The sequence below is a fragment of the Polaromonas sp. P4_F4 genome (assembly GCF_056401355.1).
Genome location: NZ_JBFUJO010000005.1, coordinates 87,988 through 114,185, shown reverse-complemented (window position 1 = coordinate 114,185; position 26,198 = coordinate 87,988). Strand labels below are relative to the sequence as shown.

At 60.6% G+C, this 26,198-nt stretch carries 23 protein-coding genes; 16 read left to right on the top strand and 7 right to left on the bottom strand.

Going from position 1 to position 26,198, the window contains the following annotated elements:
• Positions 1-15 precede the first annotated feature (15 nt).
• The 3 genes from AC1DUR_RS07705 to AC1DUR_RS07695 are packed head-to-tail and all read left to right on the top strand — an operon-like array spanning position 16 to position 2,397.
• On the top strand, positions 16-993 hold the full coding sequence (locus tag AC1DUR_RS07705) for a Bug family tripartite tricarboxylate transporter substrate binding protein (RefSeq protein WP_477721495.1): 978 nt from the start codon (positions 16-18) through the stop codon (positions 991-993).
• Positions 986-1,891, top strand: coding sequence for a PhzF family phenazine biosynthesis protein (locus tag AC1DUR_RS07700; RefSeq protein ID WP_477721494.1), 906 nt, complete (start codon positions 986-988; stop codon positions 1,889-1,891). Before AC1DUR_RS07705 ends, AC1DUR_RS07700 begins: the two co-directional genes overlap by 8 nt.
• The gene (locus tag AC1DUR_RS07695) at positions 1,888-2,397 is read left to right on the top strand and encodes a RidA family protein (protein WP_477721493.1); all 510 of its coding nucleotides are present in this window, start codon (positions 1,888-1,890) and stop codon (positions 2,395-2,397) included. Before AC1DUR_RS07700 ends, AC1DUR_RS07695 begins: the two co-directional genes overlap by 4 nt.
• 536 nt (positions 2,398-2,933) lie before the next feature.
• On the opposite strand, the gene AC1DUR_RS07690 is transcribed toward AC1DUR_RS07695, so the two are convergent.
• Together AC1DUR_RS07690 and metK are read right to left on the bottom strand one after the other, a co-directional pair.
• Positions 2,934-4,328 (bottom strand): sensor histidine kinase, encoded by a 1,395-nt coding sequence (locus AC1DUR_RS07690; protein WP_477717675.1) that lies wholly within the window; start codon positions 4,326-4,328, stop codon positions 2,934-2,936.
• A 235-nt stretch (positions 4,329-4,563) separates the two neighbouring features.
• Complete coding sequence (gene metK / locus AC1DUR_RS07685) at positions 4,564-5,751, bottom strand: methionine adenosyltransferase (RefSeq protein ID WP_477717676.1); 1,188 nt, start codon at positions 5,749-5,751, stop codon at positions 4,564-4,566.
• A gap of 167 nt (positions 5,752-5,918) precedes the next feature.
• On the opposite strand from metK, the gene AC1DUR_RS07680 reads away from it, so the two are divergent.
• Positions 5,919-6,800 (top strand): lysophospholipid acyltransferase family protein, encoded by an 882-nt coding sequence (locus AC1DUR_RS07680; RefSeq protein WP_477717677.1) that lies wholly within the window; start codon positions 5,919-5,921, stop codon positions 6,798-6,800.
• A complete protein-coding gene (locus tag AC1DUR_RS07675) occupies positions 6,797-7,699 on the top strand; it encodes a lysophospholipid acyltransferase family protein (RefSeq protein WP_477717678.1) in 903 nt (300 codons plus the stop codon). Before AC1DUR_RS07680 ends, AC1DUR_RS07675 begins: the two co-directional genes overlap by 4 nt.
• Before the next feature lie 116 nt (positions 7,700-7,815).
• Here the strand turns inward: AC1DUR_RS07675 and AC1DUR_RS07670 are convergent, their stop codons facing one another.
• Both AC1DUR_RS07670 and yihA read right to left on the bottom strand, forming a co-directional pair.
• Positions 7,816-8,766, bottom strand: coding sequence for an alpha/beta fold hydrolase (locus AC1DUR_RS07670; protein ID WP_477717679.1), 951 nt, complete (start codon positions 8,764-8,766; stop codon positions 7,816-7,818).
• A gap of 122 nt (positions 8,767-8,888) precedes the next feature.
• A complete protein-coding gene (gene yihA / locus AC1DUR_RS07665) occupies positions 8,889-9,617 on the bottom strand; it encodes a ribosome biogenesis GTP-binding protein YihA/YsxC (protein ID WP_477717680.1) in 729 nt (242 codons plus the stop codon).
• A 191-nt stretch (positions 9,618-9,808) separates the two neighbouring features.
• On the opposite strand from yihA, the gene AC1DUR_RS07660 reads away from it, so the two are divergent.
• The 5 genes from AC1DUR_RS07660 (at position 9,809) to AC1DUR_RS07640 (ending at position 15,999) form a co-directional block, all read left to right on the top strand.
• Positions 9,809-10,480: a c-type cytochrome gene (locus AC1DUR_RS07660; RefSeq protein WP_477717681.1), complete on the top strand. Its 672-nt coding sequence runs from the start codon at positions 9,809-9,811 to the stop codon at positions 10,478-10,480.
• A 176-nt stretch (positions 10,481-10,656) separates the two neighbouring features.
• Positions 10,657-12,861 carry a cytochrome c biogenesis protein ResB gene (locus tag AC1DUR_RS07655; RefSeq protein ID WP_477717682.1) on the top strand — a complete coding sequence of 735 codons (2,205 nt, stop codon included), beginning with the start codon at positions 10,657-10,659 and terminating at the stop codon, positions 12,859-12,861.
• Positions 12,858-14,255 carry a c-type cytochrome biogenesis protein CcsB gene (gene ccsB / locus AC1DUR_RS07650; RefSeq protein ID WP_477717683.1) on the top strand — a complete coding sequence of 466 codons (1,398 nt, stop codon included), beginning with the start codon at positions 12,858-12,860 and terminating at the stop codon, positions 14,253-14,255. The genes AC1DUR_RS07655 and ccsB overlap by 4 nt, the downstream gene beginning before the upstream one ends.
• A gap of 84 nt (positions 14,256-14,339) precedes the next feature.
• Entirely contained in the window at positions 14,340-15,338 is a 999-nt protein-coding gene (msrP, locus tag AC1DUR_RS07645) for a protein-methionine-sulfoxide reductase catalytic subunit MsrP (RefSeq protein ID WP_477717684.1), read from the top strand.
• Between the two features lie 10 nt (positions 15,339-15,348).
• Positions 15,349-15,999, top strand: a complete 651-nt coding sequence (locus AC1DUR_RS07640; protein WP_477717685.1) for a protein-methionine-sulfoxide reductase heme-binding subunit MsrQ — start codon at positions 15,349-15,351, stop codon at positions 15,997-15,999.
• A 53-nt stretch (positions 16,000-16,052) separates the two neighbouring features.
• On the opposite strand, the gene lysA is transcribed toward AC1DUR_RS07640, so the two are convergent.
• Together lysA and lptM are read right to left on the bottom strand one after the other, a co-directional pair.
• Positions 16,053-17,336, bottom strand: coding sequence for a diaminopimelate decarboxylase (gene lysA, locus AC1DUR_RS07635; protein WP_477717686.1), 1,284 nt, complete (start codon positions 17,334-17,336; stop codon positions 16,053-16,055).
• 182 nt (positions 17,337-17,518) lie between these two features.
• Entirely contained in the window at positions 17,519-17,761 is a 243-nt protein-coding gene (lptM, locus tag AC1DUR_RS07630) for an LPS translocon maturation chaperone LptM (protein ID WP_477717687.1), read from the bottom strand.
• A gap of 12 nt (positions 17,762-17,773) precedes the next feature.
• Between lptM and cyaY the strand changes: the two genes are divergently transcribed.
• Positions 17,774-18,121 carry an iron donor protein CyaY gene (gene cyaY, locus AC1DUR_RS07625; RefSeq protein WP_477717688.1) on the top strand — a complete coding sequence of 116 codons (348 nt, stop codon included), beginning with the start codon at positions 17,774-17,776 and terminating at the stop codon, positions 18,119-18,121.
• Positions 18,122-18,217: 96 nt separating this feature from the next.
• On the opposite strand, the gene AC1DUR_RS07620 is transcribed toward cyaY, so the two are convergent.
• A complete protein-coding gene (locus AC1DUR_RS07620) occupies positions 18,218-20,632 on the bottom strand; it encodes a penicillin-binding protein 1A (protein ID WP_477717689.1) in 2,415 nt (804 codons plus the stop codon).
• Positions 20,633-20,901: 269 nt separating this feature from the next.
• Here AC1DUR_RS07620 and AC1DUR_RS07615 point away from each other — a divergent pair, with 269 nt between their 5' ends.
• The 5 genes from AC1DUR_RS07615 to AC1DUR_RS07595 are packed head-to-tail and all read left to right on the top strand — an operon-like array spanning position 20,902 to position 26,065.
• A complete protein-coding gene (locus AC1DUR_RS07615; protein ID WP_477717690.1) occupies positions 20,902-21,981 on the top strand; it encodes a pilus assembly protein PilM in 1,080 nt (359 codons plus the stop codon).
• Positions 21,978-22,661 (top strand): PilN domain-containing protein, encoded by a 684-nt coding sequence (locus tag AC1DUR_RS07610; RefSeq protein WP_477717691.1) that lies wholly within the window; start codon positions 21,978-21,980, stop codon positions 22,659-22,661. Before AC1DUR_RS07615 ends, AC1DUR_RS07610 begins: the two co-directional genes overlap by 4 nt.
• 25 nt (positions 22,662-22,686) lie before the next feature.
• Positions 22,687-23,361 carry a type IV pilus inner membrane component PilO gene (locus AC1DUR_RS07605; RefSeq protein WP_477717692.1) on the top strand — a complete coding sequence of 225 codons (675 nt, stop codon included), beginning with the start codon at positions 22,687-22,689 and terminating at the stop codon, positions 23,359-23,361.
• Complete coding sequence (locus AC1DUR_RS07600; RefSeq protein WP_477717693.1) at positions 23,358-23,909, top strand: pilus assembly protein PilP; 552 nt, start codon at positions 23,358-23,360, stop codon at positions 23,907-23,909. The genes AC1DUR_RS07605 and AC1DUR_RS07600 overlap by 4 nt, the downstream gene beginning before the upstream one ends.
• 35 nt (positions 23,910-23,944) lie before the next feature.
• Positions 23,945-26,065, top strand: coding sequence for a type IV pilus secretin PilQ (locus tag AC1DUR_RS07595; protein ID WP_477717784.1), 2,121 nt, complete (start codon positions 23,945-23,947; stop codon positions 26,063-26,065).
• Positions 26,066-26,198: the final 133 nt, after the last annotated feature.

The window sequence follows — 26,198 nt, the reverse complement described above, 5'->3', positions numbered from 1 at the left end:
ACAAGGAGCCTCTTCATGTCCCAACCCCCTCAACACCGCCTGCGGCGCGCCTTGCTGGCGCTGTTAGCCGCCGGAGCCTCATTCATCGCGCTCGGCCAGGCATGGCCGGCACGGCCGCTCACTGTCGTCGTGCCGTTTCCCTCGGGCGGCGGCACCGACCTGGTGATCCGCGCCATACAGCCCATGCTGCAGCGCGAACTGGGCCAGCCCCTGGTTATTGACAACCGCGGCGGCGCCGGTGGCACCATCGGTTCGGCATTCGTCGCCAAGGCTGCGCCCGATGGCTACATGCTGGGTGTTGCCACCACCAGCACCCACGCGGTCAGCACCAGCGTCTACAAGACTCTGTCATATGACCCGGCCAAGGATTTCGAGTACGCTGGATTCATCGGCACGTCGCCCTACGTGCTGGCTGTGCACCCCAGCCTGCAGGCTGCGGACGCCAAATCGCTAATCGCGGTCCTCAAGCAGAACCCGCAACGCTATAGCTACGCCTCGGTCGGCCGAGGTACGGTGTCGCACCTGTTGGGCGAGAAGTTCAAGCAGCAGATCGGCGTCCCCCTGGTGCACATCCCCTATCGCGGCGCAGCGCCGGCGTATACCGATTTGATTGGTGGGTCGGTGCAGCTGATGTTTGACAACCCGGTGGGTTTGGCGCCCTACATCCGCTCTGGTCAGGTCAAGGCGGTGGGAAGCACCGGGCCCAACGCGCTGATCGCGGGCATCCCCACCTTTGCACAGCAAGGGCTGCCTGGATTGGACCAGACGCTGTGGTACGGCATCGTGTTTCCAAAGGGCACGCCGCGACCCATCGTCGAGAAGTTCAATGCCGCGTTGAACAAGGTACTGTCGGACCGGACCGTGTCTGCTGACCTGGCCTCCAAAGGAATCAACGCGCGCCCAAGCATGCCACAGGAACTGCAAGCCACCGTCGCTAGGGACGTCCAGGGCTGGGGTCAGGTCGCGAAGGCCGTGGGAGCATCGCTTGACTGACGCATTGCACCTTCCTCCTGCTGCGGGCGAAGTTGTAGGCTTGCGCGTCTTCATCCACGCGCCAGGTGGCGGCAACCCGGTACCACTGGTCGCGGACGCATCAGGCATGTCCGATGCACAGATGCAAGGCGTTGCGCAACGCTACGGCCACGAATCGGCCTTTGTCCTGCCGGCCACGGACCCGCGTGCCGATTGGCGAATCCGGTTCTTCGTGCCCCAGCACGAGATGGAAATGTGCGGCCATGCCACGGTTGGTGTGCTTTGGGCCTTGCGGCACTGGGGCGTATGGTCCCACCCTAGTGCCGTGGTCCAGACGCTCAGCGGACTGGTGGACGCGCATTGGGACGAAGGGCATCAACATGTGTGGATTTCGCAGCCGCGCGCCACATGGACGGAGCTATTCAATGCTCACCAGTCGTTGGTTGCCTCCGTTCTGGGGCTGGCCCCCTCCGGTTCGCTGCCGCCGATGACGAATGCATCGACCAGCCGGGTGAAGACGCTGGTCCGACTGACCAGCGTAGCGCAGTTGCAGGCGCTGGTACCCGACTTCGGCGCCATTGAAGCAGTCTGCCGGGATATCGGCTCCACGGGGCTGTATCCCTATGCGTTCGAAGACCTGGGGCTCGGGGCTTCGATGCTGTTTGCACGCCAGTTCCCCAGGGCCTCTGGCTATCCCGAGGACGCTGCCACCGGCATCGCCGCGGCAGCGCTTTGGGGGTATCTCGAAGGTACGGGCCAGATCGCCGCTGGGACGCCGACAGCGCTGGCCAACTGTGTCGTGCGCCAGGGCGATGCGATGGGCAAGCCCTCGGCGATCGTGGTGCGCGCGCGCTTCGGCGCATCAGGGCAAGTGCAGGGCTGCTGGGTCAGCGGCCGGGTCGACTGGACGCAGCTATGAATAGCCATGGCGCGTTCGAGCGGTTGCGGGCCTTGGGACTTGCACTACCTAGTGGCATCACGGCAGCGGCCCATTACGTTCCGGCGGTCCGCTTGCGCGACCTGCTGTATCTCAGCGGGCAGCTTCCGCGCGAGGGGCCCGCCGTCGCTGTCACCGGCGCGGTGGGTGCTGAAGTGAGTCTGCCAGAGGCCCGGCGTGCGGCGCAAATCTGCGCCCTGAGGCTTCTTTCGGTTGCCAACGATATGGCGGGCTCACTGGACCACGTCGCGCAGGTGCTGGAACTGAAGGTCTACGTGTGCGGCGCACCGGGTTTTGCGGACCATAGTGCAGTGGCCGATGCGGCCTCGGATCTCCTCATTGCCGTGCTGGGCGACAAAGGTCGTCATGCACGCACCGCAGTGGGTGTGGCGCAATTGCCTCGTCACGCTGCCGTGGAAATCTCCGCGGTCATGGCCTTGCAAGACCCGGCTGCGCCACCCGAAACCCAAGGTGGCCGGCGGCATTAACCAGAGGTTATGACACACAGCCATGTGTGTCCGTGAAATCGGGGAAGCCCAACCCCCTCGGTTTCCGATGAGGCTAGAAGCTCTCGAGTGCGACCGGCTCACTATGGAGGGCGTCCGTTGCAAATCGCCTAATCAAAAGAAAATTCAAAGTTAAATGAATTTAATACCGGAAAATTCAGAGTTAAGTGAAACGGCAGTTCAAAGCTGCCTGCATAAAACTCCGGTAAGTCCTTGATTTATATAAATCAAGGATGCACAGTTAAATGAGAATCGACAGCTGACTTTTAACTTCTCCAGTCCTATCGGTGTTCATTCTGGCAAGAAATTCCGTTTAAGTTATTGATTTTATTGAATATTTTTATTCAACCGTCAGGCGAGTGAGTATGGCCGGGGTATGAGCAAGACCATGGCCCAGCCCGGATCCGATAAGGCGCCCTCCGGGGAGTTGGGCGCACGCCCCGTTGAAAATCACCCTGCACGGGGATGGGGCTGGTTGCCGCGATTGCTTGCCCGGTGGGCGTGGTCGCCCTTGGGGCTCAGGCCAGCCCTTTGTCCGTGACAGCGCTTTCGTCAGCCAGGGCGGGCTGCCCGGGCTTTTTACGGGCGGCAGACGGAAACACTGCCCGAATGGTGGTGCTGCCCATGGACTCGATGGTGAGACGGCCGCCGCAAGCCTCCACCCGGTGGCGCATTCCCAGCAGGCCATAGCTGGAAGCGCCGATAGCCTGCGGATCAAACCCCTTGCCGTCGTCGCGCACGGTCACGATGACATGGTCCTTGTAGTTGAGTACGGCAATCTCCACGAGCTGCGCTTCGGCGTGTTTGGCAATATTGGTGAGTGCTTCCTGGATGATCCGGTAAACCGTCAATTCCGTCGCCCCATCCAGGTCAACCGGCTCAAGATCGGTGGTGATGGCCAAGCCGGCATGCTGGCCGAACTCGCCGGCCAGAATTTCGAGGGAGGGTAGCAAGCCCAGGGTGGCCAGGGAGGAGGGGCGCAGGTCTTCAATAATGCGCCGCTTGAGTGCGATACCGCTGTTAAGCGTCTCAACCAGGTGCTGAACCCGCGTCTGCAGATCGCCCGTGTCGCCGGGCAACTTGGCCTTGATACGGGCGACATCCAGCTTGGCGGCAGTCAGCAGCGCGCCGAGTTCGTCATGGAGTTCCCGCGCCAGATGCCCTCGCTCGTCCTCACGGACTTGTTGCAGGTGCGTGGCCAGTTCGGCGAGGCGCTCGGTGCGTTCCTGAACCTGGGCATCGAGCAAGTCGCGTTCGGCCTGCAGCGCGGCCTGCTGATGCTGATCGGCCAGTTTCAGCACGGCGGTCTGGCGCAAATACAGCCAGAATGCCAGCAGCCCAACGGCGGCCACCAGCGTGATGCCCACCCGGGACAGCAACAGTGACCGCCGGATGTCCGCATGCCTTTGCGAGGTCCGCGTCAGGCTCGTTTCGATCAATTGCGTGGAGCTGGCACGTATGGTGTCCATTTGTTCCTTGCCCACGTCGGAGGTCAGGACAAACTTCCAGGCGTCTTCCTTGTCCTCATTTTTCATGCGGATGGACAGGTCCATTTCAGCCAGTTTGCGCTGCACGGTCCGGCCCAGTACGGCCAGCGCGGCGCTCTGCTCGGGCTGGTTGGCAAACAGGTTGGTCAGCAAGTCCTGCGTCTGGCTGAGGTCGGCAATCGCCGTCCGGTAGGGCTCCAGGTAGGCGGTGTCCGCCGTCAGGAGATAGCCTCTTTGTCCTGTTTCGGCATCCAGCATGTCGCGCAGCAACCGTTGAAGATGGGTGCGCGTGACATGCGCCTCAGTCAGGTCATCCATCGCGTGGACGGATTTTTGGTAGGACAACTCACTGATGCCAATGAGGGTGAATACGGCCATCAACGCACAGGCAATGTTGACCGTCATCTGGTTGGTAATTCGTCGCATGCGGACTTTCGTGATGATCTCGAAACGGCCACTTTCGCCCAACCGGGTCGGGCTATTGCGCGTTTGGGCGGGCTGGCCAATCCGGCCGGGTGCTCAAAATTGTAGTCCTGCACAAAAAATGCGCACATGAAAAAAGCCACCCGCAGGTGGCTTTCTGGAGCGTGGCCCGCCGTGGGAAGGGATGCCTCCTGGCAGGGTGAGATCGCCGGCCTATCGCTCTGCCGCGGCCGGCGGCTCAGCCTTTCAGGCCTGCTGCGTTTCGCAGCAAAGCGGCTCGATCCGTACGTTCCCAGGAAAACTCGGGCTCATCCCGGCCGAAGTGGCCATAAGCCGCCGTCTTTTCATAAATCGGGCGCAGCAGGTCCAGCATCTGGATGATGCCTTTGGGACGCAGGTCAAAGTGCTCATTGACCAGTGCCGAGAGTTTCTCGTCAGAGATCACGCCGGTGCCTTCGGTGTACACCGTCACGTTCATCGGGTGCGCCACGCCAATCGCGTAGGCCACCTGGATCTGGCACTGGCGCGCCAGGCCGGCCGCCACGATATTCTTGGCGACGTAACGGGCTGCATAGGCGGCCGAGCGGTCCACTTTTGAAGGGTCTTTGCCGGAGAAGGCGCCGCCGCCGTGCGGGCAGGCGCCGCCATAGGTGTCGACGATGATCTTGCGGCCAGTCAGGCCGCAGTCGCCCTGCGGGCCGCCAATGACGAAACGGCCGGTCGGGTTGATCAGGTATTTGGTCTCCTTGAGCCATTCCTTGGGCAGCACCGGCTTGATGATCTCCTCAATGATGGCTTCGGTAAACGATGCCTTCATCTTCGTTTGCGTCTCGCTCTGGTCGGGGCTGTGCTGGGTCGACAGCACCACGGTGTCGATGCTGTGCGGCTTGCCGTCGACATAACGCATGGTCACCTGGCTTTTGGCGTCGGGGCGCAGGAAGGGCAGCCGCCCGTCCTTGCGCAACTGGGCCTGGCGCTCCACCAGGCGGTGGGCGTAGTAAATCGGTGCGGGCATCAGCTCGGGTGTCTCGTCGCAGGCGTAGCCGAACATCAGGCCCTGGTCACCGGCGCCGGTGTTCAGGTGGTCGTCGCTGGCATGGTCCACGCCCTGGGCGATGTCGTTGGACTGCTTGTCGTAGCAGACCATCACGGCGCAGCCCTTGTAGTCGATACCGTACTCGGTGTTGTCGTAGCCGATGCGCTTGATGGTGTCGCGCGCGACCTGGATGTAGTCGACATGCGCATTGGTGGTGATTTCACCGGCCAGCACGACGAGGCCGGTGTTGGTCAGCGTCTCGGCCGCCACGCGGCTGCGCGGGTCCTGCTTGAAAATGGCATCGAGGATGGCATCGGAAATCTGGTCGGCGACCTTGTCGGGATGGCCTTCGGAGACGGATTCGGAAGTAAAAAGAAAATCGTTCGCCATTGCGTACACTCCATAAAGTTTGTCGGCGCGTTGCCGGCTTGGGGTGCCTCGGCGAACGCTTTAGCAGTTTGGTTTAATGTCGCCCTGCAAGTTGTTCAGTAACTCGGCGACCCCTGCATTATAAGACCTTGCGTTTTTGCCTGAAGCTGCTCCCCAACACCCCTTGTATGCGCTGGTTATTCCATTTTTTCTCCCTCTGGCCGCTGGCCGCCCTGCACGCCTTGGGCGGGCTGCTGGGCTGGCTGGTATGGGCCTTAAGTCCACGCTACCGGACGCAGTTCCGGTCCCATGTGGCGCAGGCCGGGTTGCCGTTTGAGACCGCCCGGCCGGCAATTGCCGAGGCGGGGCGCTTTGTGGCCGAGTTGCCCAAGCTGTGGCTGCGCCCCCGGGAGCAGTCCTGCCTGGCCAATGTCCGCTTGGAGGGCCAGTCCCATGCGGCCGAGGGTTTTGCGCGGGGAAAGGGGGTGATCTTTTTCGGCCCCCACTGCGGCAGTTTTGAGCTGGGACCGCAGGCGCTGGCCGAACTGTATGGCCCGATCGCGGCCATTTACCGCCCGGCGCGCAAGCCCTGGCTGGCGCGGCTGGAGCGGCTTGCCCGCGACCGGCCGAATCTCACCGTGCTGCCCGCCTCCCTGAGCGGTATCCGCCTGATGCACAAAACCCTGAAGGCTAATCACGCGGTGGCGATGTTGACCGACCAGGTGCCGCCGGAAGGGCTGGGTGTCTGGGCGCCTTTTTTTGGCCGACCGGCCTACACCATGACACTGGCTGCCCGGCTGGCGCTGCAAAGCGGTGCCGCACTGCTGCCCGTGAGTTGTGAGCGGTTGCCGCGCGGGCGGGGTTATTGGCTGAAAATCTGGCCACCGGTGGCGGGACTGGATGCGCGCGGCACGACCGATGTGTCTCGCGAAGCCGATATGCTGCGTGCCGTGACGCTGATCAACCAGGCGATCGAGGCCATCGTGCTGAGCCAGCCTGGGCAGTATTTGTGGGGTTATGCGCGCTACAAGACCCCTCGCCATGAAGCATCCCGCAAGGACACCCTTTGAAAACACCCCGTCAAATAGCCAGCGAATTCGCCACCCGCGCGGGCATCCTCTTCATGCAGGTGCTGGCCTGCCTGCCCTTGTCCTGGATCCGGGCGCTGGGTGTGGTGCTGGGGTGGATGCTGTATGCCCTGGTGGGGTCGCGCCGGCGGGTGGTGCAGACCAATTTGTCCCTGTGCTTTCCCGAACGCTCCGAGGCCGAGCGACGCAAGCTTGCGCAACAGACCTTCATCTATTTCGCGCAAGCCTGGCTGGACCGCAGCTGGCTGTGGCATGCGCCGCAGGCCTGGGTCCAGCGGCGGGTGCAACTGACAGGTGCCGTGCAGGAACTGGCGGGCAATGAACCGACGGTGGCTTTTTGTCCGCATTTTGTGGGCATGGATGCAGCGTGGGCGGGCGTGGCCCTGCAGCTGCAGGTCCCGCGGACATCGACCACGATTTACACGGACCAGTCCAACAAGCTGGTCGATGCGTGGATACTGCGCGGCCGCCAGCGTTTTGGCCATTTGCGCCTGTTTGGCAGGATCGACGGCGTCAAACCCATTGTGGCGGCGGTGCGCGAAGGGCAACCGCTGTACCTGCTGCCCGACATGGATTTTGGGCCGGAAGATTCGGTGTTTGTGCCTTTTTACGGTATTCCCACGGCGACCGTGCCCTCGCTGCCGCGCTTTGCCAGGCTGGGCCGGGCCAAGGTCTTGTCCATATTGCCGCGCATCACTGCGAGGGGCTACGAGATCGAGGTGCTGCCCACCTGGGAAAATTATCCTAGCAATGATCCGGTGGCTGACACCGCCCGGATGAATGCCCGCCTGCAGGACTACATTGCCACCATGCCGGCGCAATACTACTGGGTGCACAAACGTTTCAAGACGCGGCCCGAGGGCGCGCCTTCGCTGTATTAAACCAGGCCGCGGCTTGGCGTTTTTTCAGGCGAAAGTTGCCTTTGATCCAGCCTTTGATCCAGCCTTTGATCCAGTATATGGACCGGAGACTGGCGCTTTAAGCTCTACTCAATCACTCAATCGTAATTCGGTCTGGTGACCTGCAGGAATTGCTGCAGATGAGCGGCTACCCGTTCCGGCTGCTCATGCACGACCCAGTGCGTGGCGCCTTCCATGCGGCGCAGATCCATTTGCGGTACATAGTCACCCAGGCCGTCCAGCAGCGCGGGGGGCAGCGCGACGTCGCCCGTGCCCCAGAGCACCAGGGTGGGAAGGTGGACTTCGAGCATCTCGCGCGGAAGGGTCACGCCCGCAGCGGCCGGGTCGTGGTGCGGCGGGCCGGGCCGGGGCGGGCGCAGGGGTGAGGCCCGGTAGTAATTGCAGGGGCCGCGAAGGCCCAGGCGCCAGACCTCGCGGTACCGGGCCCGCACTGTTTCAGTCAGCCAGGCGTGAGGCCCGTTGACAGCGCCCATGTTGCTGAAGAATTCCCAGAGGCGGCGGAAGTCGTCTTCCGCCAGCAGCGCCTCGGCATCCGGTCGGATCAGGAAATTCATATAGGCGCTGGCCGCCTGCTGGTCGGCAGAGTGCTGCAGTTCGCGCAGAAAGGTAGCGGGATGCGGTGAATTGATGATGGCCAGTTTTTTCATCAAATGGGGCTGGCTCGCTGCCAGGTTCCAGGCTACCGCGCCGCCCCAGTCGTGGGCCACCAGGCAGGCCAGCTGGCCGCCGCGCGGGTCCTCAGCGCACTCCAGCGCAATGAGGGCTGCAATGTCCTGCACCAGGTGTTTGGCGCGGTAGGCGGCCACGTCGGCCGGGGCGCTCGAGTGCTCAAAGCCCCGCAAGTTGGGTGCCACACAGCGAAAGCCGCCATTGCCGGGTTGGGAAAAGTGGGTGAGCAGGCCGTCCCACACAAAGGCGGCTTCCGGGAAGCCATGCAGGAACATCAGCACCGGCCGGCCTCTCGCGCCGGCGCTGCGGCACGACAGGGTGATGCCATGCGGCAGTTCCTGCAAACTGGTTTCAATCATGGTGCTGCGCTTTCAAGAGCTCTTTCAATAGCTGTTGGTCCACGTCAGATCTGGACTGCAGTCATTTTGGTTTGATGCTTCAGCGGCGCGGCACCATGGCCGGCAATGGCAACCGGGCCGGCTCAGGCGTCGTCGGTTGCAGCGGCCTCGGTGCCAGGTTCGGCCTTTTGCTTTTTGGCCGGTTTTTCTGGCGGATGGGCCCAGTCCCACAGATGCTGGGCCACCTCTTCCACGCCCTTGCGCTTCAGCGAAGAAAAGAGTTTGACGTCTCCGCCACCGGCCTGCAGTCGCGCAATGGACAGCGCCTTGGCCGCTTCGGTCTTGTTGAGTTTGTCCGACTTGGTCAGCAACACCAGGAATTTCAGTCCTTCTTCGACCCGGGGGCGAAGCACGTCGAGCAGGATTTCGTCCAGCTCCGTCAGCCCCAGCCGCGGGTCGCACAGCAGCACCACGGCCTTGAGGTTGTCGCGGGTCTGCAGGTAGTTGCCCATCACTTGCTGCCAGCGGTATTTGGCTTCCTTGGGTACGGCCGCATAGCCGTAGCCCGGCAAATCGGCCAGCACCGCGTCGGTGACCCCCTGTTTGCCCAGCGAGAACAGGTTAATGCTTTGTGTGCGGCCCGGCGTCTTGGAGGCAAAGGCCAGGCGGTGCTGCTGCGTCAGGGTGTTGATGCAGGTCGACTTGCCGGCGTTGGAACGCCCCACAAAAGCGATTTCAGGCACGTCCAGTCGCGGCAGGTGCTTGAGTTCAGGCGCCGTGGTCAGGAATTTGGCCGTGTGCAGCCAGCCCATGGCGATCTTGGAATCTGGGGGGGCGGCAACGGGCGGGCTGGCAGGGGAGGATGAAGTCATGGTCGGGCAGTCCCTCGAGGTCGTTTGCATGCGGTGGCGTGGACTGGCATGCGGTGAAGGGGTGTCAGCCAGCAGGTCGGTGGCCAGAGGCAGGAGTGCAGGCAATACCCGGATAAGCGGGGCCGCCTCCAAGCCATTGTAAAATCAGAAAGTTCGAAGTTTTGTGCGCCAACCAATTAAAACACCCCGATATGAAGCTGTTTGCTACTTCCCTACTGGCCGCCTTGCTGGCCATGCCTGCCGTGTCGTCTTTTGCTGCCGGCGAGGCGCCTGCGCACGACGCGGCCGCGGCGCCCGCTGCGGCAGCCCCTGCCAAGGTCGCCAAACCCGACCTGGTGAAGGGCGAAGCCAGCTTTACCGCAGTGTGCGCCAGCTGCCACGGCGCCGACGGCAATTCGGGTACACCTGCCAACCCCAAGCTGGCCCAGCAGCACCCGGAATACCTGGTCAAGCAGTTGCAGGAGTTCAAATCCGGCAAGCGCAAAAACGCCATCATGCAGGGTTTTGCCTCGGCGCTGTCCGATGAGGACATGAAAAACATCGCTTACTGGGTCAGTTCGAAAAAAGCCAAAACCGGTTTCGCCAAAGACAAGGAACTGGTGGCTCTCGGTGAGCGCATTTACCGCGGCGGCGTGGCCGACCGCCAGATCGCCGCGTGTGCCGGCTGCCACAGCCCGACGGGCGCCGGCATCCCGTCACAATACCCCCGCCTGTCGGGCCAGCATGCTGAATACACCGCCACGCAGTTGACATCCTTCCGCGACGGAGCCCGCAAGAACAGCCCGCAAATGAACCAGGTCGTTGTCAAGCTCAATGACCGCGAGATCCGCGCACTGGCCGATTACATTGCCGGCTTGCGTTGAACAGGTGGGTTTGCCAGGCCGGTAAACCCTTTTCCGCAGAAAAGGACGCCAGATCGTCCGCTGTATTGAACCCAAGCCTCCAAAACCAATCACACCATGGCGGGTCTTTCTGATGAAAGCCCCGCCTTTTTCTTTTTTGTTGACCCTTTGAACCGGCATACGGCCCCATTTCACGCATGACAGTTTCCACCCAAGGCATGAAAGTCCACTGGGGCTCCCGCTCCCTTCAGGCGTCCGTGGAGTTGCTGTCGTCCATGCGGTTTTCCATTTCGTTACTGACCGTCATCTGCATTGCCTCGGTCATTGGCACGGTGCTCAAGCAGCAGGAGCCGCTTGGCAATTACGTGAACCAGTTTGGACCGTTCTGGGCACAGGTGTTCAGCCTGGTGAGCCTGAACACGGTCTACAGTGCCTGGTGGTTTTTGCTGATCCTGGCTTTTCTGGTCACCAGCACCAGCCTGTGCATTGCCCGCAACACGCCGAAAATCCTGGCTGACCTGAACCACCTGAAGGAAAACGTCCGCGAGCAAAGCCTGAAGGCTTTTGGCCATCGCGCAGAGGGCGCGCTTTCCGAGGCGCCCGAAGTGGCCGCCCGGCGCATTGGCCAGACGCTGGTGCAAAGCGGCTGGAAGGTCAAGCTGCAGCGCCGTGACGCCGGCTGGATGGTGGCGGCCAAAAAGGGGGCCGCCAACAAACTCGGGTACATCGGGGCGCACAGCGCCATCGTGCTGGTGTGCGTGGGCGGCTTGCTGGATGGCGACATGGTGGTGCGCGCGCAGATGTGGCTGGGCGGCAAGTCCACCTACACCGGTGGCGGGCTGATTGCCGACGTGCCGGCCCAGCACCGCCTGAGCGACCGCAACCCGACCTTTCGGGGCAACCTCCTGGTGGCCGAAGGCACGCAATCGGGCACCGCCATCCTGAACCAGCCGGGCGGAGTGCTGTTGCAGGAGCTGCCGTTTTCGATCGAGTTGAAGAAGTTCATCGTCGAGTACTACTCCACCGGCATGCCCAAGCTGTTTGCCAGCGACATCATCATTCATGACCGGGAAACCGGCGAAAAGATTCCGGCGCGGGTGGAAGTCAATCATCCGGCACGCCACAAGGGCATAGAGATTTACCAGTCCAGTTTTGACGACGGTGGCTCCAGTGTCACGCTCAAGGCCATTCCCATGGCCCCTGCGGCCAAGGCATTTGAAATCCAGGGCACGATCGGCGGCGCCAGTAACCTGACCAACGGCGCGGACAAACTCACACTCGAGTACACCGGGCTGCGCGTCATCAACGTGGAGAACTTCGCGTCGGCCAGCACCCTGGGGGCGGGTTCGGGGACGGATGTGCGCAAGGTTGACCTGCACCAGGCCATTGACACGCGGCTGGGGGCGGCCAACAAGACGGTGACACGCAAGGAACTGCGCAATATCGGCCCCAGCGTGAGTTACAAGCTGCGCGATGCCGCGGGCCAGGCCCGTGAATTCAACAATTACATGTTGCCCGTCAAGATGGAGGACGGCACTGACAGTCCGGCGGTGTACCTGATGGGTGTGCGCGAAACGCCAGCCGACCCATTTCAGTACCTGCGCATTCCCGTGGATGCCGAAGGCGGCATGGACACCTTTTTGCGCGTGCGCGCCGCGCTGGCCGACCCCGTGCAGCGCGAGCTGGCGGTCAAGCGTTATGCCAGCCAGGCCATTGGCGCTGACCGGCCGGAATTGGCGCAGCAGCTGACGGCGTCGGCCTCGCGCGCACTGGCCCTGTTTGCGGGGGCGGGGCCTGATGGCGCGCCGTCGGGCAATGTCAAAACGCCGGCCGGCCTGCAGGCTATCTCCGACTTCATGGAAGCCAATGTGCCCGAGGCCGAGCGCAACCGCGCGGGTGAGGTGTTGATCCGCATCCTCAACGGTGTGCTGTTTGAGCTGACCCAGATGACGCGGGCGCAAAACGGCCTCAAGCCGCTGGCGCAGGACGACAAGACGCAGGGGTTCATGTCCCAGATGGTGCTCAGCCTGTCGGATGCCCACCACTATCCTGCGCCCATGGCCTTTGCGCTGAAAGACTTCACGCAGGTCCAGGCCAGCGTGTTCCAGGTGGCCCGGGCGCCGGGTAGGAACATTGTTTACCTGGGCTGTGCCTTCCTGATCCTGGGGGTGTTCGCGATGCTGTACGTGCGGGAGCGCCGTGTCTGGGTCTGGCTGGCGCCAGGCAGTGGCAATCCGGGTAATCCGGGTCATTCCGGCGAGGGCGGCGGCCCGGCGCATTCAGTGCCAGAATCAGGCTCCAGCAGCCACGCCACCATGGCCTTGTCCACCAACCGCAAAACCATGGATGGTGACAGGGAGTTTGAGATGTTGAAAACGAAACTGTTGCAGGCGCCTTTATGAACACCCCCTCTAGCTACACAGCAGCCATCAACACCACCACGCTGACGGCGGGGCGTCGTTCGGGGCAAGACAGTACGCTCAACCTGCATGAAGGCTATTTCGCCCGGCGTAACGCGCTGGACTGGGTGTTCGCGGCGCTGGTTCTGGCGGGCGGCCTGTACGCCTTTGCCCGTTACAACGCTTTCATGGATGTGTACGAAAAGGGCATCCTGCTGGCTGCCATGCCGGCCGCCATTGCCATGGGCTGGTTCTGGCGTCCCCTGCGGGTGCTGATGGCGGCCGTCACCGGCTTTGCCCTGCTCGGCATCGTGTCTTACCAGGGCGACCTGGCACGGGCGGAGCAGGTGTTCTGGCTCAAGTATTTCCTCTCCAGCCAGTCGGCCATCCTGTGGATGAGCGTGCTCTTTTTCATGAGCACGATTTTTTACTGGCTCGGGATGTTTGCCGGGCGTGAGGGCTCGGGCCAGAGCGCCACGCTGGAATCGCTGGGCTCGAAAATCGCCTGGGTGGCCGTGGGCATGGCCTTGATCGGCACGCTGGTGCGCTGGTACGAAAGCTACCTGATCGGCGCCGACATCGGGCACATCCCCGTGAGCAACCTGTATGAGGTGTTTGTGCTGTTTTGCTGGATGACAGCGGCGTTTTACCTTTACTTTGAAGCGCAGTACGACACCCGCGCCCTGGGTGCCTTCGTGATGCTGGTGGTGAGTGCCGCCGTCGGCTTCCTCCTGTGGTACACCGTGGTGCGCGAAGCCCATGAGATCCAGCCCCTGGTGCCGGCCCTCAAAAGCTGGTGGATGAAGCTGCATGTGCCGGCCAATTTCATCGGCTACGGCATGTTCTCGCTGTCGGCCATGGTGTCGCTGTCCTACCTGATCAAGCAGCAGGCCGGCGAAACCCGCTGGTACAAACTCACCCCCTTGTGGCTGCTGGGCGTCGTGCTGTGTTTCGTGCCGATTGTTTTCCGCAAGTCGCCCGCCGAGGTAGGCGGCGGTAATTACTGGGCCGGTTATCTGCTGGTGTCCGGATTGATTGCCGGCGGGCTCTTGCTGGGCCGCCAGCGCATTGCCGCGCGCCTGCCCAGCTTCGAAATACTTGACGACGTGATGTACAAGGCCATCGCTGTTGGCTTTGCCTTTTTCACGATTGCGACCGTGCTGGGGGCACTCTGGGCCGCTGAGGCCTGGGGTGGCTACTGGAGCTGGGATCCGAAGGAAACCTGGGCCCTGATTGTCTGGCTGAACTACGCCGCCTGGCTGCACATGCGGCTTATGAAAGGCCTGCGCGGAACGGTCGCCGCCTGGTGGGCACTGGTCGGTCTGGCGGTCACCACCTTTGCCTTTCTGGGTGTCAACATGTTCCTGTCGGGCCTGCACAGTTACGGAACCTTGTAGCCGCGAACCGGGTCCTTGTAAACATCCATGTAAGGGTTGGCTGCGTCATCAGACTAACCACTAAAGCAACTTCAAGGACCTCAGATGCTCATCAAGACGAACGCCAGCGGGTTTGACCACCCGGTTCCCAGCGAGATCACACCGCAGGGCATTTACCAGTCCCGGCGCGAACTGATCAAGCTGATGGCTACGGGTACGGCGGGTGCCGCGCTGGCCGGTTGGGCCGGCCGCGAGGCTTTGGCGCAGGCGGTGCCAAAGCCCGGCAAGCTGGCGTTGTTGGCCGGCGGCAAATCGGCCGTGGCGGGTGCAGTAGTCATGGACAAAGTCACCGACTACAAAGACGTCACCACGTACAACAACTTTTATGAGTTTGGCACGGACAAGGCCGACCCGGCCAAAAACGCCCATACGCTGGTGACCAAGCCCTGGTCGGTGGCCATTGAAGGGCTGGTCAAGGAGCCCAAAGCCTACACGCTGGAAGACCTGATCAGGTTCAGCCCGCAGGAAGAGCGCATTTACCGCCTGCGCTGCGTGGAGGGCTGGTCCATGGTGATTCCGTGGGTGGGGTACTCGCTGTCCGAGCTGATCAGGAAAGTCGAACCGCTGGGCAGCGCCAAATATGTGGAATTCATCAGCCAGGCCGACCCTAAAACCATGCCCTTTGTCGGTTCCCGCGTGCTTGACTGGCCTTACGTCGAGGCCCTGCGCATGGATGAGGCCATGCATCCGCTGGCTTTGCTGACCTTCGGCATGTATGGTGAAGTGCTGCCCAACCAGAATGGCGCACCGGTGCGCATGGTGTTGCCCTGGAAATACGGCTTTAAAAGTGGCAAGAGCATCGTCAAGATCCGCTTCACCGACAAGGAGCCACGGACCGCCTGGAACAAGGCGGCGGCACAGGAGTATGGCTTTTATTCCAATGTGAACCCGAACGTGGACCATCCCCGATGGAGCCAGGCCACCGAACGCCGCATCGGCGAAGACGGCCTGTTCGCCAAGAAGCGCAAGACCCTGGTGTTCAACGGCTATGAAGCGCAGGTGGGCCAGCTCTATGCCGGCATGGATCTCAAGAAGTTTTTCTGAAGGTTCCCAGATGATTTCGCGCCAAAGGCTGTTGCTGCATTCCGCCGCCAAGCCGTTGTTGTTCGTCCTCTGCCTGCTGCCTTTTGCCTGGCTGTTTTACAGCGCGCTGAACGACCAGCTGGGCGCCAACCCGGCTGAAGCGCTGATTCGGGCCACCGGAGACTGGACGCTGCGCTTTATCTGTATTGTGCTGGCGGTCACGCCTTTGAGGGTCATCAGCAACACGCCGGCACTGGCGCGATTTCGGCGCATGCTGGGGCTGTTTGCCTATTTTTATGTGGTGACCCACCTGCTGAGCTACAGCTGGTTTGACATGGGTTTCGATATTCCGGACATCACCAAAGACATCGCCAAGCGGCCCTTTATCCTGGTGGGATTTACCGCGTTTATGCTGCTGACGCCGCTGGCCGCCACGTCGTTCAATGCCGCCATCAAGGCCATGGGCGCCAGGCGCTGGCAATGGCTGCACAAGCTGGTCTATCTGATTGCCGGTTTGGGGCTGCTGCATTTCTTCTGGATGCGCGCGGCCAAGAACAATTTTGCCGAGGTGTTTGTGTATGCCGTCATCATTGCGCTGCTTCTCGGCTGGCGCTTGCAGCAGTACCTGAAGAAAAAGAGGCCGCAGCCCCTGCCCAGCGGGCGCGTCAAACTATCGTCTTGAATGGCTGGCTGCATCGCCTGATGCGGGCGCCCCTGCCAGTGCCCTCGCTGGCTTTATTCGGCCACCAGCTGCTCATGGCGCATCTGGTCCTGCGCATCTTCGCGGCGGCGTATCAGGTGCGCCTGGTTGCCATCGACCAGCACCTCGGCGGCGCGGCCGCGCGTGTTGTAGTTGCTGGCCATGCTCATACAGTAAGCGCCCGCTGACAACACCGCCAGCATGTCGCCCGCGCTGACGGCTAGCGACCTGTCACGGCCGATCCAGTCGCCGCTCTCGCAGACCGGACCCACGACGTCGTATGTGCTGGCCGGGGAGTGGCTGCCGGATACCACCGGGACAATGGCATGAAAAGCCTGGTACATGGCCGGACGCGGCAAGTCGTTCATGGCCGCGTCGATGATGCAGAAGTTTTTCTGCTCACCGGGTTTCAGGTAGAGCACCTTGGTCAGGCAAATGCCGGCGTTGCCGACCAGCGAACGACCCGGCTCAATCATCAGCTTCTTGTTGCCATAGCCGCGGGCGTCCAGTTTGGCCAGCAGTTGCCGCCACAGCGCGTCGGCTTCGGGCGGGGTGTCACCGTTGTAATTGATGCCCAGACCGCCGCCGAAGTCGATGTGGTCCAGTGCGATGCCCGCGTTTTCAATGGAGGCGACGAGATCAAGCACCCGGTCCATGGCGTCGAGGTAGGGTGTGGTTTCCGTGATCTGGGAGCCGATGTGGCAGTCAATACCCACGACCTGCAAGCCGGGCAGGGAGGCCGCGTGCTGGTAAATGCGCAGGGCGTCTTCATGGGCAACGCCGAATTTATTGTCTTTGAGCCCCGTGGAAATATAGGGATGCGTCTTGGGGTCGACATTCGGATTCACGCGAATGCTCACCGGTGCACGCAAGTTCATCGTCGCGGCGACGCCGGACAGCACATCCAGCTCGGCTTCGCTCTCGACGTTGAAGCAGCCAATGCCGGCCTCCAGCGCTTGCCGCATTTCGGCGCGCGTTTTGCCGACACCGGAGAAAATGATTTTTCCGGCCTCGCCACCAGCCGCGAGCACGCGCTCCAGCTCGCCTCCCGAAACGATGTCAAAACCGCAGCCGGCCCGGGCAAACACTTGCAGCACGCCCAGCGACGAGTTGGCCTTCATGGCATAGCAGATCTGCACATCGCGCCCGGCAAAGCCGCGCTGGTAAGCGGCCAGGGCCGACAGCATTGCAGCCCTGGAATAAACAAATAGCGGCGTGCCGTGCCTGCTCGCCAATTCGCTGACCTTCAGGTTTTCGGCAAACAGGTCCTTGCCACGGTATGCAAAATGAGGGTGGCCTGGGAGCTTGTGGTCTGTCATGAATGAGCCGGTTGTCAAAACGTTGGGTCTAGGGCGGTTGATCTTACGGAGTGTCAGCATCGAAAGCCATGATGGAATCAAGGCCCCAAGCCGTCCCCGCCTTTGTTTTCAAGCTTCAGGAGCGTGGGCACCTGTATTCCTGCCAGGCGAGGGATGTGCACCGGCTGGCCAGACGGCGGAATTCATCGGGCGGCCGAAGCAGATGTGGCCGGTGCCACCGCCGTCGCTGCTGCGCCCGGATTAACGGGGGTTGTTGCCGTAGCATTGGGCGCCTTGGGCGGCGCGGGAAGGAAGAGCGGGCCTTTCTGGCCGCAACCGGCGAGTGCTGCCGCAGCGCCAACCACGATGGCTGCAAGGCCATGCCTGGAAGCAAAAGCCCGAAGGCAGCCTAAAATTTGAAACCACGAATGATGTGAAGAAACCATGATGGGATTGTAATGACGGACCTTGAATACCAGGACCTGGCTGAGAGCGCGCTCAGGGCCGTTGAGACGGCCTGCGACCGGATCAACGATGAAACCGATGCTGACATCGACAACCAGCGCACCGGCGGCATGATCACGCTGACATTTTCAAACCGGAGCCAGATCGTCATCAATCTGCAAAAACCATTGCAGGAAATCTGGATGGCTGCCAGGGCGGGTGGCTTTCACTATAAATTTCATGACGGCCAGTGGAGGGACACCAAGGACTCCAGCGAGTTTTTCACCGGTTTGTCGCGTTACGCCAGTGAGCAGGCGGGCCAGTCGCTGGTGTTCAGGGCGCCAGCCCAACTGACCGGGTGAACGGGCGGGGCCGCAGCACGCGCCGGCCCCGTCCGCACCGACCATGGCCTCGGTATCGGACCAGGAGACTGGATCGTTCCCCGCAGCTTGTGCCTGTCAGTTTTTGAACAGATCCAGAATCCGTTTCTTTTCGTCGGAGGGCGGCAATACCTGAATGGGGCCGCCTGGCGTGCCCGGGGCTGGCAGTTGGCCAGCGTTGACAGCTGCCGGATCCTGCGTTCCCACGCTGCTCACCCCCAAGCCCTTCGCATACTCGTTGTAGTACCACTCGCCACTGACGTTCACCACGCCTTCGGGCGGCGGGTATTCGGTGACCGGTACGCCTTTCAGGGCGTATTCCATGAAGTTGATCCAGATGGGCAAACTCAGGCCGCCGCCAGTTTCCCGATCGCCAAGCTTTTTGGGCGTGTCGTAACCCATCCAGACAGCTGCCGCCAGGGTAGGTTGAAAACCCACGAACCAGGTGTCGATCGAGTCGTTTGTGGTGCCGGTTTTGCCGAAAAGATCGGGACGCTTGAGGGTCGCCTGCGCCTTGGCCGCCGTGCCTGAGCGCGCCACTTCCTGCAGCAGGCTGTCCATGACGAAGGCATTGCGGGCATCGATGGCCCTGGCCGACTCGTCCAGGACTGGCGGCGTGGCTTCGAGCAGCACCTTGCCGCGCTGGTCGGTGATTTTGGTAACCAGGTAGGGGTTGACGCGGTAGCCGCCATTGGCAAACACCGAATAAGCCGTGGCCATTTGCATGGGCGTGACGGACCCGGCACCCAGTGCCATGGTCAGGTAAGCCGGATGCTTTTCCGCCTCAAACCCGAAGTGACTGATCCAGTCCTGCGCATAGGGGGCGCCTATGGATTGCAGAATGCGGATGGAAATCATGTTTTTTGATTTCTTCAGGCCGGTCCGCAAATTCATCGGGCCCTCAAAGGTACCGTCATAGTTTTTGGGCTCCCAGGGCTGGCCGCCCGTCACTCCGGCGTCAAAAAACAGTGGCGCGTCATTGACCACGGTAGCCGGCGTGAAGCCCTTCTCCAGGGCCGCCGAATAGATGAACGGCTTGAAGCTGGAGCCCGGTTGCCGCCAGGCTTGGGTCACGTGGTTGAACTTGTTCTTCTCAAAATCAAACCCGCCCACCAGCGCGCGGATGGAGCCGTCACGCGGGTCCAGCGCTACAAATGCCCCTTCAACTTCAGGTAGTTGGGTGATTTCCCAGGTGTTTTTAGGCGTTTTGGCCACCCGGATCAGGGCGCCACGGCGGATTTTGATACTGGGGCCGGCCTTGTCGGCCAGGCCAGATTGTGCCGGTCTGAGGCCTTCGCCGGTGATTTCAACCGTTTCGCTGTTCTGGCGCATCGCGAGAATCCGTTTCGGATTGGCTTCAAGCACCACAGCCGACATCACGTCGCCGTTATCGGGATTGTCGGTCAGTGCGTCGTCAATCGCATCTTCCGTCTCTTGCGGGTTGGCGGGAAGGTCGATGAATTTTTCAGGGCCCCGGTAAATTTGCCGGCGTTCGTAGTCCATGATGCCCTTGCGCAAGGCCTTGTAGGCTACCGTCTGGTCGTCCGCGCGCAAGGTGGTGTAAACATTGAGGCCGCGGGTATAGGTTTCGTCGCCGTACTGGTTGTAGACCAGTTGGCGAACAGTTTCAGCGACATATTCGGCATGCACACGGCCGGCATCGCGCCCGTTCCTGACCTGAAGCTCCTCCTCCTTGGCGGCCTTGGCCTGCTCTGCCGTGATGAAACCGTTCTCCTGCATGCGCTCAATGATGTAGAGCTGGCGGGCTTTTGCGCGCTTGGGGTTGATGATCGGGTTGTATGCCGAGGGCGCTTTGGGCAAACCGGCCAACATCGCGGCTTCGGCAATGGAGATGTTCTTGAGGGGTTTGCCAAAATAAGCCTCTGAAGCAGCGGCAAAGCCATAGGCCCGGTTACCCAAGAAAATCTGGTTCATATAGATCTCCAGGATTTGGTCCTTGGTCAGCAGGTGCTCCAGCTTGAAGGTCAGCAGGATTTCATAAATCTTGCGGGTATAGCTTTTCTCGGCGGACAGGTACACATTGCGGGCCACCTGCATGGTGATGGTGGAGGCGCCCTGGCTTTTTGCCCGGCCCACATTGGCAAAGCCGGCGCGGATCACGCCAAGGTAGTCCACACCACCATGCGAAAAGAAGCGGGCATCCTCGATCGCCAGTACGGCGTCCTTCATGACTTGCGGGATGTCTTTGATGGGCGTGAGGTTTCGGCGTTCTTCGCCAAACTCGCCAATCACCACGCCATCTGCGGAATACACGCGCAGCGGCAACTTGGGCCGGTAGTCCAATAAATCCGAGATGTCTGGCAGGTTGGGGTAGGCCACCGACAAGGCGACGGCTACAAACAGAACGATGCCGACCACCCCCGCCAGCGCCAGCCCGGCGCCCCACAAAACCAGCTTGGTCAGCCAGCGTTGCCAGGAGGGCTGCATCACTGCGTGGGCGTTTGAGTTCGAAGAGGAGGGCTTGGTGGGCATGTAGGCAATCGTAAAGTCGCGAAGCTCATTATAAAAATCCCTGAAACACGTACGTATCTGGTGCCTTCCAGCGCGCCATACTTTTACGTTTGCAGACAGCTCTTTGCCTCAGTTGCTGTCGGTGTGGTCCGTCAAAACCGTCTGCTTTTGACAACGTTCTGGGTGCCTGAAATGAGAAAAATCCTTACAGCACAAAGAGCTTACTGCTACTATTCAAGTGATTTCTTAAGTATGCAGGGCTACATATTAGCCGTCATTTGGGGACCGCCTTGATCTCTTTGGGATCGTTATTTAACAGTCAAGAGCCAGCTCTGCTGGGCCTCGATATCAGTTCGTCCAGCGTCAAGCTGGTGGAGTTGAGCCGTGACAAGGCCGGTAACCTGGTGCTTGACCGCTGCGCGATAGAGCCGCTGGAACGGGGCTGGATCACCGATGGCAATGTCGAGAAATTCGACGAGGTGGCCGAAGCGGTGCGCCGGCTGGTTAAAAAGAGCGGAACGCGAACCAAAAATGTGGCCATGGCGCTACCTGCCTCAGCGGTGATCACCAAGAAAATCGTCCTGCCAGGTGGCCTGAGCGATGCCGAACTTGAGCTTCAGGTCGAAACCGAAGCCAACCAGTACATACCCTTTTCGCTCGACGAGGTCAGTCTGGATTTCTGCGTGGTGGGGCCCAGCGCCACATCGAGCGGCGATGTCGAGGTGCTGATTGCCGCTTCCCGCAAGGAGAAGGTGCAGGACCGGCAGGGTCTGGCCGAAGCCGCCGGGCTGAAACCCATTGTGATCGATGTGGAGTCATACGCGTCCCGGCTGGCAACGGCACGGCTGATCGAGAGCCTGCCCAACAAGGGAGTGGATACGCTGGTTGCCCTGTTTGAAGTGGGCGCCTTGACCACCAGCATGCAGGTCATCAAGAACGATGATGTGTTGTATGAGCGCGATCAGGCCTTTGGTGGCGCGCAACTCACCCAGTTGATTGTTCGCCAATACGGTTTTTCGTCCGAAGAAGCGGAGAGCAAAAAACGCAGTGGCGACCTGCCAGAAGATTACGAATCGGGTGTCCTGAAACCTTTTGTCGAGAGCATGGCACAGGAAATCGGCCGGGCGCTCCAGTTCTTCTTCACCAGCACGCCCCATAACAAAGTCGATTACGTGATGCTGGCGGGCGGCTCATCCGCATTGCCTGGGCTCAATGATGCCGTCACGCAGCAGACTTCCTTTGCCTGCCTGCTGGCCAATCCCTTTGAAGGCATGGAGCTGGGCAGCGATGTCCGGGAAAAGAAAATGCGGCGTGAAGCGTCATCTTATTTGACGTCTTGCGGTCTGGCCTTGCGGAGGTTCGTGCAGTGATTCTGATCAATCTGCTCCCGCACCGGGAAGCGGCGCGCAAGCGCAGGCGCGAGGTATTTTTTTCGACCTTGGGTGTCGCCGCACTGGTTGGCGTGCTGATTTCCGGTGCTGTGTACACCTGGTATCTGGCTCAAATTGAAAGCCAGCAGGCGAAAAACAACTTCCTGAAAACCGAAATCACCCGCCTTGAGGGCCAAATCAAGGAGATCGCGACCTTGCAGGCGGAGATCGCCGCGCTGAGGGCTCGCCAGAGCGCAGTGGAAGATTTGCAGGGAAACCGCAACCTGCCGGTCTACCTGCTCAGCGAATTGGTCAAGCAATTGCCTGATGGCGTCTATATCAACAGCATGAAGCAGGACAACCAGACCGTCCTCATCACCGGTACTGCGCAGTCCAACGAGCGGGTTTCCGAACTGTTGCGCAATTTTTCCAACAACAGCCCCTGGTTGACGAGACCGGAACTCGTGGAAATCGTCGCCGGCTCGGTCGCGCTGAGCCAGCGTGACCAGCGGCGGGTAGCCAACTTCTCCATGCGCGTAGGGCTCAAGCGGGCCAGTGATCCGAAAGCTGCAAATTCTGCAGCCTCAAGTTCAGTGGCTGGGCGTGCGCTTCCTGCGGCGTCTTCTGCCGCAGCCAAGCCAGCTGCCGTCGCCTCGGCGTCGGCAGCGGCCAAGATATGAAGACCAGGGTTGAACGAAACTGATCATGGCAAAAAAACCAAAATCTTCTGTCGATTTAGGCAGTTTCCAACGCAGCCTGAAAGCCCAGTTCAGCGGGCTTGATCCGAATGATCCACCCTCGTGGCCGGCTTTACCGCGCTATCTCCTATGCCTTGCCGTGACTGTGTTGGTGGTGGTCGCCATCTGGTTTTTGGGGCTGAACGCCTCTGACGAAGAATTGACTGCAGAAAAAGCAAAAGAAGTTCAGCTCAGGGATGACTACAAGAAGAAACTTGTGCAGGCCGTCAATCTGGATGCCCTGAAGAAGCAGCGTGAGCAGGTTCAGCAATATGTGACGCAGCTTGAAAAGCAGCTGCCGAGCAAAGCCGAGATGGATGCCCTGCTGTCCGATATCAATCAGGCCGGTCTGGGCCGCAGCCTGCAGTTTGAGTTGTTTCGCCCGGGTCAGGTGAGCGTCAAGGAGTACTACGCGGAATTACCGATTGCGGTGCGCGTGACGGGGCGTTATCACGATCTTGGGGCGTTTGCGGCGGATATTGCCAATCTGTCCCGTATTGTCACCCTGAACAATCTGAGCATCCTGCCGGCCAAGGATGGCAATCTGACAATGGATACCACGGCCAAGACTTTTCGTTACCTCGACGGTGAAGAGGTGGCCTTGCAGCGCAAGAGCGCTCCTGCCAAGGGGGCCAAGAAATGAGAATCAGTCGCTCTGCATTGATCGCCAGCCTGACGCTGTTTTTATTCGGAATGGCCGGTTGCAGTTCGTCCGAACAGGAGGAGCTGAAACAGTGGATGGTGGATCAGCGAAACGCAACCAAGCCCAAGGTCGAGCCCTTACCTGAGCCAACCAAGTTCACGCCGCAAGCCTATAACCAGGACGGCTCGATAGAGCCTTTCAGCAACCAGAAACTGACACAGGCCTTGAAGCGCGAATCCAATCGGGGGACGGCCAACGCGGCCCTGGTAGCCCCTGAGCTGAGCCGGCGCAAGGAGCCTCTGGAAGCGTCTCCTCTGGACGCCGTGGTCATGGTCGGAAGCCTGATCAAAGTCGGCCAGCCCGTGGCACTGGTGCGGGTCGATAACCTGATTTACCAGGTTCGAGTGGGTAACTATCTGGGTCAGAACTATGGCCGTATTACCAAGGTGACTGAAACCAGTGTTGCCCTGCGGGAAATCGTGCAAGACGCTGCAGGTGAATGGATAGAGCGGCCAGCGACTTTACAGTTATTAGAGGGATCAAAATGAATAACAAGCAGACATCGGCATTAAAGGCAGAGGCGATGCGAGGCGGCCTGCAACGTTTGCTTGGATGCGTGTTGCGCGGCGCTTCTCTGAGTGTGGTGCTGTTTGCGGCATCGCTGACTACTACGACGGCGCAGGCGCAAAATACCATCCAGTCCCTCTCTGGCTCCGTCCAGGGCGGCGCGGAGGTGATCCGTATTGATCTGGCCGAACCGCTTGCAGCCGTACCTACCGGCTTCAGCATCCAGGCGCCTGCACGCATTGCGCTTGACTTTCCGGGCGTGAGCAATGCCATGGGACGCTCTGCGGTTGACCTCAACCTCGGAAATCTGCGCTCCGCGAACGTGGTGCAGGCGGGGGAGCGAACCCGGGTTGTGCTCAATCTGAAGGCTCCTACGGCGTACAAGGCCGAGATACAAGGCAAGTCCCTGCTGATTACCCTGGAGCCGGCTGCCTTGGCCGCGCCTTCTGCGGCGGCGACGCCGGTGTTTGCCGAGAGCCGCAACCGCGACGTCCTTCCGTTGAAGGATATCGATTTTCGCCGCGGCACTGACAGCGCGGGTCGGGTGGTCGTGGATCTTGCCAACAACCAGGTCGGTGTTGATATTCGCCAGCAGGGTCAGACCCTCGTGGTTGAGTTCCTGAAAACGGCTCTGCCTGAGGGCTTGCGCCGTCGTCTCGATGTGGCCGATTTCGGCACGCCGATTCAGACCGTCACCACTTTCCAGACCGGTGACAAGGTGCGAATGGTCGTGGAGCCCAAAGGCTCGTGGGAGCACAGCGCCTATCAGAGCGACAATCAGTTTGTGCTGGAAGTGCGCCCGCAGAAAGTTGACCCCAACAAGCTCAGCCAAGGCCCCGGATACACCGGTGAGAAGCTGTCCCTGAATTTCCAGAACATTGAAATCCGCTCGCTGCTGCAAGTTATTGCGGACTTCACCAACTTCAATATCGTCACCTCAGATACCGTGTCAGGTTCCGTGACCCTGCGCCTGAAAGACGTTCCTTGGGACCAGGCGCTGGACATTATTTTGCAGGCCAAGGGATTAGGCATGCGTAAAACGGGCAATGTCTTGCTGATCGCCCCCAAGGACGAGCTTGCCGCGAAGGACAAGCAGGACCACGAGTCAAGAAATGCGATCCAGAGCCTGGAAGCGCTCCGTACCCAGGACTTCAAACTTAACTATGCAAAGGCGGCTGATATCGCTGCGGGATTGTTGGGCAGCAGTGGTGCAGGTGCCACCAAGATATTGTCCACGCGGGGCAGCGTGATCTCGGAATCGCGTACCAACCAATTGTTTGTGACCGACATACCGGCCAAACTCGAACAGGTTCAGGCTTTGATTGCCAAACTTGATATTCCCGTGCGGCAGGTGCTGATCGAGGCGCGCATCGTTGAGGCCTCTGACAGCTTTGGGAAATCGTTGGGCGTCAGGCTTGGCGGTCGGCCATTTACCTTGAACGGAAATCGCAATGCCATGTTTGGCAGCACTTACATTGCGCCGAACATTCCAGCTGGTACCGCACCGGTCGCCGGGGGGAACTTTGGAACCAATGCGGGCGACTTTGTAAATTTACCTGGCGTTGGACAGAATGGTTATCCCGCATCCACCTTCGCCATCTCCCTGTTCAATTCTTCGGTGACAAGGTTGCTGAATCTCGAGATTTCGGCGGCGGAAGCTGACGGAAAAGGGAAAATCGTGTCCAGCCCCCGAATCGTGACGGCGGACCAGGTGAAGGCACTGATCGAGCAGGGCACCGAACTGCCCTATCAGCAGGCAACCTCCAGCGGCGCCACCTCGATCGCCTTCCGCAAAGCCAATCTGAAGCTGGAAGTTACCCCCCAGATCACACCCGAGGGCAACATCATCCTGAATGTTGATGTCAACAAGGACAGCGTTGGTCGGGCCACTTCCAATGGTTTTGCCATCGACACCAAGCACATCCAGACGCAGGTATTGGTTGAAAACGGTGGCACGGTGGTGATCGGCGGCATCTTTGAGCAGAACGACAGGGAAGATGAGACCAAGGTTCCCCTGCTGGGCGACTTGCCTGCTATTGGCAACTTGTTCAAAACCAAAACCCGTTCAGCCACCAAGTCTGAACTGCTGGTGTTCATTACGCCCAAAATGCTGACGAACGGGGCCGCATTGCGCTGAACGTAAAGTCTGTATCGGACACGCCGATAATAGAGAGGAAGTCGCTTGAGGGCGAAAGCTGACATTGCCTGGGAGGACGTCAGCTTCGCTTCTTTGTTGAGCGTCCCAATTTTTGAGGCGTTTCTTTCCGATG

Coding starts and splice junctions, on each gene's coding strand:
- AC1DUR_RS07670 (WP_477717679.1), bottom strand. CDS start 8,766: ATGATTGAAACCAGTTTGCAGGAACTGCCGCATGGCATCACCCTGTCG.
- AC1DUR_RS07595 (WP_477717784.1), top strand. CDS start 23,945: ATGCGAGGCGGCCTGCAACGTTTGCTTGGATGCGTGTTGCGCGGCGCT.
- AC1DUR_RS07605 (WP_477717692.1), top strand. CDS start 22,687: ATGGCAAAAAAACCAAAATCTTCTGTCGATTTAGGCAGTTTCCAACGC.
- AC1DUR_RS07690 (WP_477717675.1), bottom strand. CDS start 4,328: ATGCGACGAATTACCAACCAGATGACGGTCAACATTGCCTGTGCGTTG.
- AC1DUR_RS07655 (WP_477717682.1), top strand. CDS start 10,657: ATGACAGTTTCCACCCAAGGCATGAAAGTCCACTGGGGCTCCCGCTCC.
- AC1DUR_RS07620 (WP_477717689.1), bottom strand. CDS start 20,632: ATGCCCACCAAGCCCTCCTCTTCGAACTCAAACGCCCACGCAGTGATG.
- lptM (WP_477717687.1), bottom strand. CDS start 17,761: ATGGTTTCTTCACATCATTCGTGGTTTCAAATTTTAGGCTGCCTTCGG.
- AC1DUR_RS07600 (WP_477717693.1), top strand. CDS start 23,358: ATGAGAATCAGTCGCTCTGCATTGATCGCCAGCCTGACGCTGTTTTTA.
- ccsB (WP_477717683.1), top strand. CDS start 12,858: ATGAACACCCCCTCTAGCTACACAGCAGCCATCAACACCACCACGCTG.
- AC1DUR_RS07660 (WP_477717681.1), top strand. CDS start 9,809: ATGAAGCTGTTTGCTACTTCCCTACTGGCCGCCTTGCTGGCCATGCCT.
- cyaY (WP_477717688.1), top strand. CDS start 17,774: ATGACGGACCTTGAATACCAGGACCTGGCTGAGAGCGCGCTCAGGGCC.
- msrP (WP_477717684.1), top strand. CDS start 14,340: ATGCTCATCAAGACGAACGCCAGCGGGTTTGACCACCCGGTTCCCAGC.
- metK (WP_477717676.1), bottom strand. CDS start 5,751: ATGGCGAACGATTTTCTTTTTACTTCCGAATCCGTCTCCGAAGGCCAT.
- AC1DUR_RS07640 (WP_477717685.1), top strand. CDS start 15,349: ATGATTTCGCGCCAAAGGCTGTTGCTGCATTCCGCCGCCAAGCCGTTG.
- AC1DUR_RS07705 (WP_477721495.1), top strand. CDS start 16: ATGTCCCAACCCCCTCAACACCGCCTGCGGCGCGCCTTGCTGGCGCTG.
- AC1DUR_RS07695 (WP_477721493.1), top strand. CDS start 1,888: ATGAATAGCCATGGCGCGTTCGAGCGGTTGCGGGCCTTGGGACTTGCA.
- yihA (WP_477717680.1), bottom strand. CDS start 9,617: ATGACTTCATCCTCCCCTGCCAGCCCGCCCGTTGCCGCCCCCCCAGAT.
- lysA (WP_477717686.1), bottom strand. CDS start 17,336: ATGACAGACCACAAGCTCCCAGGCCACCCTCATTTTGCATACCGTGGC.
- AC1DUR_RS07680 (WP_477717677.1), top strand. CDS start 5,919: ATGCGCTGGTTATTCCATTTTTTCTCCCTCTGGCCGCTGGCCGCCCTG.